The following is a 7,912-nucleotide window of genomic DNA, read 5'->3' on the forward strand; positions in this document are numbered from 1 at the left end:
GCGGAGCTGGGCGGGGCTGAAGAGGGCGTGGGCGAGCTCCCAGGCGAGGTCGCGTGCGCCCTGTTCGGCCTCGGGGCTGAGTTGGACTTCGCGGGGGAGGCGGCCTGCGCTGATATTCCAGATGCGTCCCTGGGCGAGGAGCAGCAGGCGCTTGCCCTTGAGTTGGAGTCGCGTGCGCTCCTGCACCGTGGTGAAGCGGCAGAACCGTGCGGGGGCGTACGCGCCGGTGCTGGGCAGTCGGCTCGTGGCGCTGAAGCGGGTGGTCAGTTCGTAGAACTCCCGGACCCCTGGGGTGAAGGGATGATCGCGCAGGCCAGTGACCTGGATGACATGCGGAAAGAGGTGCACTTTGAGGGCGCGGGCCTGGTGTTCTGCGGGGATGCGGGGCGCGATGTGCTCGGCGAAGAAGGCCTGCATCTCGGGGGAGAGCGCGGTGACGGGACCAGTGGGGTAGGTCATGGTCTCAAAGGCCTTGTGGGGGCGTAGAGGCAGAGGAATGCATTCCTGGAAGCCGCCTGCGTAGCGGATCCAGAGGCATTGCACGTCCTGGGCGTTGCCCTGATCGGTGTGTCCGGTCTGGCCGTACGTGAGGAACCAGAGGACGCGGCGGGGACCGTCGTGGCGTTGCGCGGAGCGCTCGGCACGGCTCTGACGGGGGCGGGGCGCGGCCTGGGGAAGTTCACTCATGGGGTCGGGGGTCCCTGTGGTGCGGAGCGCTGCAGGGGAGGGGCAACCCCTCCAGAGAACAGGCCCGTCTCCGTGGGGCGGGCCGCGAGGGTGAAGAAGGTGTTCCCAAAACAACAGCCCATCGCGGCAGAAGCCGGATGGGCAGGGTGGAGGATCAACTGTCGGCGTCGATGACCGGGAGGCTGGCCTGATTCGCCTTGGCGCGGCTGGTCTGGTCGACGCTGCCGTTCTGCTTGCGGATGACCGCCAGGTTGCTGATGGGCACCTGCATGAAGTACCCGCTGGTGAGTTCCAGCTCGTCCGTCCCGGGGGTCAGGGCGCGCACTTGATAGCTGGTGCGCGTGAGGCGGCGAACGCTGGTGCCGGCGACGGTAGGGGGCGGAGAGTACCAATGGTAAGCGGCACAGGGTTCTGTGGGGAGGTGGCCTTTGCCGCAGGGGCAGCTCCAGATGCCGGTCGCGGCGGCGACCTTAGGGGCATTCCGCACGGCCGCTTTGGCGTGGATAAAGATCATGGTGGATTGGGCGGTGAGTTTGGAGAACTCGGCGGTTCGGGGAATCTTGCGGCTGATGCCAATGGCTCTGGCCTCCTCGACGAAGTCGGCGACGTGGGGGTAATGCTCGGCGCCGATGATGTCCACGAGGTGGTACACGTCGCCGCGCTTGATGAGGTTCATTCCTTGAGTGCTGAAGCCCATCCGGGCGAGGTCGACGGCCATCGGGTAGTCGATCAGGAACTGCTCGATGGGCGCCCCACCAGCACTGAAACCGCATTCGGTATAGATGTGGCTGGCCTGGCGGCCGGGGCCGCATTCGCGGGGACCGCCCTGAGCAGGCGTGAGGGCAAGGTCGAGCAGCGTGGTCATGGTCAAGCTCCTTGGAAGGGGAGGACGCGCCTCCCCAGCCTCGGCGCGCCGGTCCGCCGAGGCCTGAGCGTGCTCGCGCAGGTCCNATAGATGTGGCTGGCCTGGCGGCCGGGGCCGCATTCGCGGGGACCGCCCTGAGCAGGCGTGAGGGCAAGGTCGAGCAGCGTGGTCATGGTCAAGCTCCTTGGAAGGGGAGGACGCGCCTCCCCAGGGATTTCAGTTGCGGAGGCCGAGGTTGACGCGCCCATCACGGACCGTCGCCGGTGGTCTATTCGGCCGGGCCGGTGGGGCGGGCAGGGGCAGACTCGGCGTCGGGCGCAGCAAGTCCAGTAGATGCTCGAGCGGCACGTTCCGAGCCTGGCACAGTCGCTGAACCTCGGTGGCGAGCTCCTGAACGGGATCGTGAGCGATCTCCAGGAGTGGCAGTGGGGACAGATCGAAGAGGGCGTCGATGCTGTCCTCACGGTCCTCGACCCGCCGGGTCTGGCTGAGTTTGAGGTCGGCGGCCGTGAACTTCTTGCCGGCGTCGAGCTGACGTAGGGCAGCACCAACGGCGTCCGCCTGGTAATCGGCCGGGAGGTTCGCCATCTTCTCGGCCACGCCTTCGGCCACGCTGACCCCGACATGGACGAGGATGTCCTCGGGAAGGGTCAGCAGCTTGAGGCGCTTCTTGATCGTCTGCACGCCAATGTGGACGTGCTTACCCAGTTCGGCGACGCTTCCGAATTGCCCTTCTTCCAGGGCGATCTTCCAGCTGCGCGCCTCGTCGATGGGGTTATTACTGCGGGCAGCGTTGAGGATGGCGCTGGCGGCCGCGATCTGGCCGCGGGTGCCGTCCGTGATGATGGCGGGGACCGTGTCGAGGTGGTAGTGCAAAGCGCTGTTCACGCGGCGGTCGCCGTCCACGATCTCGTAGGGGTACTCGGGGTTGCCGCTGAGCTTGAGGAGGACGCTCTGTAGGACGCCGAGTTGTTCGATGCTGGGCATGACCTCGGTGATGTCTGGCGGGCGGATCAGGGCAGTGTTGACCTGGCAGATGTCGATGTCGAGTGGCGCGCTGAACAGATGGCCTTTCAGGGTCATGACGACCTCCTTGATGCCAAGAAAAAATCCCCGCGTCAGCGGGGGAGGGAGCCGTTTCCGCGAACAGAAGACATCTAGGACACCGGGTGTCCTATGCCAACCCAGACTCAGGACACCGGGTGTCCTATGCCAACCCAGCCTCAGGACACCGGGTGTCCCGACCTACGGACACCCGTTCAACGCGGCAAGTAACAGAGATTCGAGATACCTTGCAAAATGTTATGTAACTTTTGTAAGGTATGAGCATGACACCTGTAAAACGCGTGAAGTCGCGTGAGCTGCAGGCCAATGTCAGCGAGCTACTGGCCGATGTGGCAGGTGGGCAAGCCGTGATCGTCGAACGCTACAACCAGCCGATAGCGGCACTCGTTCCAATCAAAGATTTTCACCTGCTCCAGGCAGGAAAACAGAGGAGAGGCATGAAGCGCATCGCATTGAGTAACATCTCTGGGGGCGAAACGAAGACCACGCTGACGCTCAATCTCGCCGCGTGGTATGCCCGACAGGGTCTCCGTGTCGGTGTCATTGATCTCGATCCTCAGGCAAGCCTAACCAAATTTCTTGGCCTTCATCTTGATCCGGACTCACCAGCCTGGACTGCTGAGGCCACTGTGCTGGGTGTCTTGATGGGACGCGGTGGAATGCCGGAGCCAATACGGATCTTCGACTTCGACCTCTGGCCGGCCAACGAGCTTCTTGGTGACGCGACTGCTCGGTTGATGCAGGGGACCGGGTTCACACGGTTGCGTGAGGCGACCCAGGACCTCTCCTATGATGTGTTACTGCTCGACACCATGCCGGGGATGGGACCGCTGCTCATCGCTTCGCTGGCAGCGGCCGACGACATCCTCGTTCCCGTGAACAGCGTCAAGGGTCTTCAGAATCTAGAGCCACTCGCTCAAATGATCACAGCGGCGCGGTCCTGGTCCCCAGATCTGAGTGTCTGCATGTTCATCCCTAGTGGTCTTCAGGCGAACCTGAATTACCACAAGCTAGTCGTCCAGGCGTTGGGAACGTACAGCGACCTAGCGCCAGTCGGTCCAAGGGTCCGGGAAGCCAACCGACTGATTGGTCTACAGTCGCTTCAGCATCGTCCTGCTGTCCTGATCGAGCCGAGGAACGGGTTCAGTGAGGATATCGGTGAGCTGGCTGTTCAAGTCGCTTCACTGGTCGGATTGCCACTTGGACACGCGGTCGCACCATGAACAAGCCTCCTGCACAACTGCAGATGGGCCGACGGGGAACTGACCTCTCAGCATTGGCCCGTCAGCGCAGTGGCGACGTCCTCCAGCAGATTCCGCTTGATCACATCAAGCCCCAAGCGGATTTCAACCCGCGGGGACGCGTCAATCCGAACGCCTTTGAGCCAGAGCGGTTGGCTGGTCTCGCACAGTCCATCCGGGAAGACGGTGTATTGCAACCTCTTCTGGTCCGGCCACTTCCCGGCCAGCCAGGGCAGTACACCCTGATTGCCGGTGAGCGTCGGTGGCGCGCTTCACAACTCAACGCAGCGGAAGACATCGCTGCTGGTCGTCCTGTGCAGCGGCCGACCATCTCTGCGCTGGTTCGTGACCTCAATGACCAGCTGGCTCTTGAATTGGCCGTTGTCGAGAATGCCCAGCGTGAAGATCTTGACCTAGTCGAAGAGTCTCTGATCGGTCTTGAGCTTCTGAAACAGCGCACCGGTATGTCTGACGAGCAACTGCGCGCGCATCTGGTGACGGTTCGGAAGGATCCTGCGCTGGATCAGTTTGAGGTCGACATGTATCTTCGCCGCTTGTATGGAACTGGCGTCAGTGTCTGGTCGCAAAAACGCGTCAAGGTACTGGATCTGACGGATGAAGAAAGAGCAGCAGTCATGGAGCGCCGTATTCCTTTTCAGGTGGCCATTGAGTTGATCAAGGCAACCGGAAGCCAACGCCAACACCTTCTAGAACGGGCCATTGAGGAGAAACTTTCGGCGGCGGACCTTCGGCGGTTGATTCAGCAGCCGGTGGCATCCAGCTCGCTGGCGTCTCAGGTGCAGGCCACACGGAAGCTGTTACCAAAATTGGAGAAACTCCAGGGGCAGGCTGCTAAAAGGGCAGAAGAGTTGCTTGGCGAACTTCAGAAACTGATCAACTCGAAATAGGACACCAGGTGTCCTGGGATGAGCGGGGAGGCATTTGGGTGCCTTTTCGCTCATCTCAGTCAGCCGCGTTGCCCCAGGCTTGGCCGTGCCCGACCAGCTCGTAGAGGTAGGCCAGCATGCCCAGCTGCCGGGCATCGAGCACCGCAGGATCGGGATGGGCGCATGCGGTCGTGGGCTCCAGGCGGTCGCTTGGGCAGTACACGCCCTGCCGGGGGAAGATCTGGCGCCGCGCCTCTTGAAAGCCCCAGGTCCAGTCGAGCGGGAGGGGGCACTGGCGCTCGGGCCACACCGTCCAGAGGGGGCGGGCGTGCAGGTGCTGGGGAAGTTCCTGGACCAGGGCGCGCAAGTCCTCCTCGTGGATGAAGACATCCAGCCAGGCCAGAGGCGAACCCGCTCGGCCGACGACGTGCACCGCTGCCGGTCCGAAGGGGGAGTGGGCGAAGTGGACGGGCAGCCCGCGCAGGTCGGCGGCCACCTGAGAGAGTGCACTCTTCATGGGATGGGTCTGTACCCCAACGGGGTGAGGGAAGAACCGTGACGGATAGGGCCGGCGTTCCCTTCCTCCCTCTCTGGGCTCCGAAGTGATCTTGCTTCCGGATTCAGGGGACCACTTGAGCTGGTGGGGCGAGGAAGTCTCGGAGTTTCGGCGCGGCCTCAAACGTCACTGCTGCGTTGGGCAGACCGGGGCGAGGCATGTACGGATGGAGTCTGAAGGTACCGAGCGAGCTCAGGGTGACGTTGCGACCCGCAATGAGCTCCTGAGCAACGGCCGCACAGACCACTTCGACGACAGCCTGTGCAGTGTCGTGGGGGTGGCCGAGGTNGAATCTACAAGTCTCTAGTAGGCCAACTCCACAAGTCCGCAATGCCTTGCAGGGTGACGTTGCGACCCGCAATGAGCTCCTGAGCAACGGCCGCACAGACCACTTCGACGACAGCCTGTGCAGTGTCGTGGGGGTGGCCGAGGTCCTGCAGCCGGCGAATCAACTCCGCGGGGCCGATCTCCGGTAGGTCGTGGTCCAGCATTAGAGGGGCACTGTGCGGGACATGGCCTGGCCGACATACTCCAGCGCGAGACGATTACGGGCAGACCGTCCGTTGCCCTCCTGGGTGGCGGTCCAGGCCTTGATCGCCTCCCAGAAGGCGAGGGCGGGGCTATAGCGCGTCTCGCGCTCGCCGAGGGCGGCGGCGTTGAGTTCCGCCCAAGCATCCGCCTCTGGGGTCTTCCCATCCAGTCGTTGCGAACGGTGACCCTCGTAGTTCCTCTCCAGCCTTGAGCGAGAAATGACCATCCCGTCTTCGAGGAAGAGCAGGTTGTCCTCCAGCCAGCCCCAGAGCGGGGGTGCCTTCGGGAGGTCGGAGGCGCGGGTCGGCAGGTGATCGATCAGCACAGCCGCCAGGCCTTGCTCCAGCACCGGGTGAAGAGGAGTGGACGGGAAAGAGATAGAAGGGAAAGAAATCTCCCCACTGGTGGCCTGCGTCCACCGGATGACCGTGGTCGAGAGGCTGAGCTCCGCAGGGAGGGTGAGGAGGCCCCGGACGCGCTCGTCTGAGACAGTGGTGGGGAGGAGGAGGCCCTGGGTGCGGGTTGCCGACAAATGGAAGGTCTGGGGATGCATGGGGTCGCCGTCTGCCCGCGAGACGCGGGCGAGGGACCCGCGACCCGGTCAGTGGGGGAAATTGAACAGGCGCTTGCCCTTGGCGTCTTGCAGGACCACAGAGGCCGGCAGCAAGCGGTACGGGGCGGGAACGCGCGCCGTGAGCTGCGCGAGGGCATCGGGCCAGGAGGTGCCGGCCTTGATCGTGCAGCGGCCCAGCAGGGTGAACTCGGTCGAGGTGTCAACCAGGAGCTGCCGGGTGAGGGGATCGTGCCGGATGGCATCGAACGTGGCCTGGACGTCCGCTGCCTCGAAGAGCAGGGTCGACTTCCCGCGTTCGCTCATATGGGTGAGGACGTAGTCGACGTCGACGGGATACCGCTGGGCCGCCCAGGATTTGGGGTACACGGAACGGACTGTGGGCTGCAGGTCCGAGTTGGGGTTGCCGGTCGGCGCTGGGAAGGACTGCCCGGCGAGCTGTTCGTAGAGGGCAACGACGCGGTGCTGGTGCTGCACGTGGACACGGTTGGTCACCGGCGTCCCGGGCAAAGCGGGGGCGGGTCTTGAGGAGATGTTGCGCCTGGCGGTAGAGGGGGTCGTTCTCGCCGAGAAAGATGGGCGTGGGGCTGCCGCTGAGGGCACGGAGGGCGAGGGTGCGGCGGTTGGGTTGTGCCTCGATGACGTAGACAGGGGGGAGGCGGCTGAAGTACGCCTGCGCCTGGGTGGGGGTGGCTTGGTGGAATTGCCCTTCGTCGAGGAGATAGGCAGTGGCGTGATGCGCAAGGTGATAGGTGAGGATCTTCTGGCTCTCCGGACTCGCGGAGATCAGGAGATGGGTTCCGCCCAGCGTCACGAGGAAGATGGCACTGGGCACATCGAGGCACAGGCGGGGGAGATCGTGCTCGCGGAGGTCGTTTTCCTGAGCGGCCGAGAGGGTCAGCGTATGGGTCAGGGCAAGCAGGGCCGCAGCGGCGGATGAATAGGGGAGAGACATAGGGCACCTCCTAGGGCGCCACGAAAATTCCCCCGCACAGCGCAGTTCTGTGCGGGGGGAAGGTAAGGATTGTTGAGCCTACAGATCATCCGGAAATTAAACGGAGCAGGATGATGATACAGGCGAGCTGAACCATACCCAGAAAGTTCTGTGCTTTGACTTCGTCCCGCGTGCGGACACGCNCTACAGATCATCCGGAAATTAAACGGAGCAGGATGATGATACAGGCGAGCTGAACCATACCCAGAAAGTTCTGTGCTTTGACTTCGTCCCGCGTGCGGACACGCCGAAAGCTCTGGAGCCAGGCGATGGTGCGCTCCACCTTCCAGCGCCGCCGATAGCGGCGCAATGGCCGACCATCCTGAGTCTTCCGGCGATTGCGCCGATTGGGCGCGATCATTTCGATCCCAAGACCCGCCAACTCCGCATCCAGACCATCACTGTCATAAGCCTTGTCTCCGATCAGGCGATTGGGGAAATCCATACCGAATGAGGCGTCCAACGTGTCCTGAACAAGCGTCACCTCGGCTGGACTGGCACTACACGTGTGAACC

General features: G+C 63.4%; 8 protein-coding genes. 3 read left to right on the plus strand and 5 right to left on the minus strand.

Translation table 11 applies throughout. The features are described 5' to 3' along the window. Nucleotides 1-1,768: 1,768 nt before the first annotated feature. A complete protein-coding gene (locus ASF71_RS10120) occupies nucleotides 1,769-2,635 on the minus strand; it encodes a ParB/RepB/Spo0J family partition protein (RefSeq protein ID WP_056299084.1) in 867 nt (288 codons plus the stop codon). A gap of 239 nt (nucleotides 2,636-2,874) precedes the next feature. On the opposite strand from ASF71_RS10120, the gene ASF71_RS10125 reads away from it, so the two are divergent. Both ASF71_RS10125 and ASF71_RS22565 read left to right on the plus strand, forming a co-directional pair. Then, nucleotides 2,875-3,840 (plus strand): type II toxin-antitoxin system prevent-host-death family antitoxin, encoded by a 966-nt coding sequence (locus ASF71_RS10125; protein WP_082505880.1) that lies wholly within the window; start codon nucleotides 2,875-2,877, stop codon nucleotides 3,838-3,840. Beyond that, nucleotides 3,837-4,766 carry a ParB/RepB/Spo0J family partition protein gene (locus tag ASF71_RS22565; RefSeq protein WP_082505882.1) on the plus strand — a complete coding sequence of 310 codons (930 nt, stop codon included), beginning with the start codon at nucleotides 3,837-3,839 and terminating at the stop codon, nucleotides 4,764-4,766. The genes ASF71_RS10125 and ASF71_RS22565 overlap by 4 nt, the downstream gene beginning before the upstream one ends. Before the next feature lie 55 nt (nucleotides 4,767-4,821). On the opposite strand, the gene ASF71_RS10135 is transcribed toward ASF71_RS22565, so the two are convergent. From ASF71_RS10135 to ASF71_RS10150, 3 genes are all read right to left on the minus strand, one after another. Beyond that, complete coding sequence (locus ASF71_RS10135) at nucleotides 4,822-5,262, minus strand: hypothetical protein (RefSeq protein ID WP_056299093.1); 441 nt, start codon at nucleotides 5,260-5,262, stop codon at nucleotides 4,822-4,824. A gap of 529 nt (nucleotides 5,263-5,791) precedes the next feature. Continuing rightward, nucleotides 5,792-6,385 (minus strand): hypothetical protein, encoded by a 594-nt coding sequence (locus tag ASF71_RS10145; RefSeq protein ID WP_056299099.1) that lies wholly within the window; start codon nucleotides 6,383-6,385, stop codon nucleotides 5,792-5,794. A 48-nt stretch (nucleotides 6,386-6,433) separates the two neighbouring features. Then, nucleotides 6,434-6,898, minus strand: coding sequence for a hypothetical protein (locus ASF71_RS10150; protein ID WP_056299101.1), 465 nt, complete (start codon nucleotides 6,896-6,898; stop codon nucleotides 6,434-6,436). Nucleotides 6,899-7,196: 298 nt separating this feature from the next. Between ASF71_RS10150 and ASF71_RS23660 the strand changes: the two genes are divergently transcribed. Next, the gene (locus ASF71_RS23660) at nucleotides 7,197-7,343 is read left to right on the plus strand and encodes a hypothetical protein (protein WP_156372717.1); all 147 of its coding nucleotides are present in this window, start codon (nucleotides 7,197-7,199) and stop codon (nucleotides 7,341-7,343) included. A 205-nt stretch (nucleotides 7,344-7,548) separates the two neighbouring features. On the opposite strand, the gene ASF71_RS10160 is transcribed toward ASF71_RS23660, so the two are convergent. Beyond that, nucleotides 7,549-7,912, minus strand: a 364-nt coding sequence (locus tag ASF71_RS10160; protein ID WP_056299116.1) for a transposase, incomplete at its 5' end; no start/stop codon positions are given.

Origin of the sequence: Deinococcus sp. Leaf326 (assembly GCF_001424185.1) — a bacterium.
Classification (GTDB): Bacteria; Deinococcota; Deinococci; order Deinococcales; family Deinococcaceae; genus Deinococcus.

What these genes read in the sequence shown, in the direction of transcription:
- ASF71_RS10120 (WP_056299084.1), bottom strand. Translation starts at nt 2,635, where the DNA reads ATGACCCTGAAAGGCCATCTGTTCAGCGCGCCACTCGACATCGACATC.
- ASF71_RS10125 (WP_082505880.1), top strand. Translation starts at nt 2,875, where the DNA reads ATGAGCATGACACCTGTAAAACGCGTGAAGTCGCGTGAGCTGCAGGCC.
- ASF71_RS22565 (WP_082505882.1), top strand. Translation starts at nt 3,837, where the DNA reads ATGAACAAGCCTCCTGCACAACTGCAGATGGGCCGACGGGGAACTGAC.
- ASF71_RS10135 (WP_056299093.1), bottom strand. Translation starts at nt 5,262, where the DNA reads ATGAAGAGTGCACTCTCTCAGGTGGCCGCCGACCTGCGCGGGCTGCCC.
- ASF71_RS10145 (WP_056299099.1), bottom strand. Translation starts at nt 6,385, where the DNA reads ATGCATCCCCAGACCTTCCATTTGTCGGCAACCCGCACCCAGGGCCTC.
- ASF71_RS23660 (WP_156372717.1), top strand. Translation starts at nt 7,197, where the DNA reads ATGGGTTCCGCCCAGCGTCACGAGGAAGATGGCACTGGGCACATCGAG.